Raw genomic sequence first — 1,776 nt, 5'->3', positions numbered from 1 at the left:
GAAGCGGTGGGACCGGCACGCCGTTGTTCGCCGGCAACAGCATCACGACCACCCAGACGATCTATGTGTACGCGGAGACTGGCACCACGCCGAACTGTTCCGCGGAGAACAGCTTCTTGGTAACGATCAATAACTGTACAATTATACTTGAAAAGATAGCGACTCCAAATAATCCACAAGATTGTACGCCAGTGGCTCCGGGAGAAGCAATTTCTTATACCTTTAAAGTAACAAATCCAGCGGGGAATGCTCCAATCAACAATGTTGAATTAAGAGATCCATTAATTGACCCGACTAATAACCCTCTTCCAGGCCCTGATAGTGGAGACACATCAAACCCAGGAGTTTTGGATGCAGGTGAAACTTGGATTTATACGGCTTCTTATATAGTAACGCAACTCGATATTACTAATGGACAAGTTCAAAATACGGCTACCGTAAATGGACTAGCCCAAACTTCAGGGAATGCTTATCCAGTATCAAATACTGATACCGTTACAGTTAATCTTTGCCAAGATGCCAAAATGTCGATTGTAAAATCTAGCACTAGCGCAACAGGTAATTGTATCAATTTTGAAGTTGGCAATACAATAGATTATAAGTTTGTTGTAACCAATGATGGAGATGTTGATATTTCAAATGTTGTAATTACCGATCCTCTATTTTTAGCACCAAATCCAGTAGTTCCTATAGTATTGGTTTCTGGTGATAATGGTGACGGTATTTTAAATGTTGGCGAAATCTGGACATTCAATGCTACTTATACAATAACTCAAAGTGATATAGACGCTGGTTCTGTTGTAAATACTGCAGAAGTAAATGGAGGCTCAGTTTTGGGTCCTGTAGATACTGCTACCAGTAATACGGTTACAGTATTGATTTGTCAGACTGCGAAGATTGCATTGATCAAGATTGGTAGCTATGATGGCACTGATCCAACAACTGGCAATTGCATTAGTGCCCCGGGCGATGAGATCAGCTATACCTTTAGCGTTAAGAACACAGGAAACGTAACATTGAACAATGTTATGGTGACTGATGCTGGCGTTACAGTGAGCGGCGGTCCTATCAGTTTGGCGCCCGGCCAGGAGGACACCACGACCTTTACTGCCAGCTATACCATTACCCAAGCAGACATTGATGCAGGCATGTACTCCAACCAAGCCCTTGCAACGGGTACGCCACAGAACGGCCCCGATATTACGGACGATTCCGATAATAACAGCTATACAGAGGATGACCCTACAATTGTGACCATTTGTAACTTCCCTTGTATTGACATTATAAAGATAGGAAGCTACATTGGTACAGACCCATCGGGCAATTGTATTAGCGCCCCTGGAGATGTGATAACCTATACATTCAAGGTTCTAAATACAGGAAATGTTACTATGACCAATGTAATCGTTACCGATCCGTTGGTAGCTGTGGTTGGTGGTCCTATTGCTTCTATGGCTCCGGGAGTTGAAGACACCACTACCTTTACGGCCAGTTATACCATTACTCAAGAAGATATTGATGCTGGCCAATTTACCAACCAAGCAAAAGTTACGGGTACACCTCCAACGGGTCCGAACTCAACCGACATCTCCGATGATAATAGTTATGCAGAGGATGACCCTACAGTTGTCGAGATATGCCAGAACCCAGACATCGCAATCGTAAAAACTGGAATCTTCAACGACGTTGACGGCAACCAGTGCGCCGATGCGGGCATCGATACCATTACCTATACGTTCACCGTAACCAACCAGGGCAACGTGAGCCTATCGAACA

General features: G+C 44.1%; 1 protein-coding gene and 1 pseudogene. Both read left to right on the top strand.

Annotation, left to right across the window (positions count from 1 at the left end; translation table 11 throughout):
• Positions 1-65: 65 nt before the first annotated feature.
• Positions 66-449, top strand: a pseudogene (locus POV26_RS15380) (DUF7507 domain-containing protein); the annotation flags it as partial.
• Positions 450-524: 75 nt separating this feature from the next.
• A partial coding sequence (locus POV26_RS10525) for a DUF7507 domain-containing protein (RefSeq protein ID WP_419180016.1) occupies positions 525-1,776 on the top strand: 1,252 nt, incomplete at its 3' end.

It is taken from the genome of Aequorivita todarodis (assembly GCF_028561335.1).
Lineage (GTDB): Bacteria > Bacteroidota > Bacteroidia > Flavobacteriales > Flavobacteriaceae > Aequorivita > Aequorivita todarodis.
This window is presented reverse-complemented; position numbering and strand designations above follow the sequence as displayed.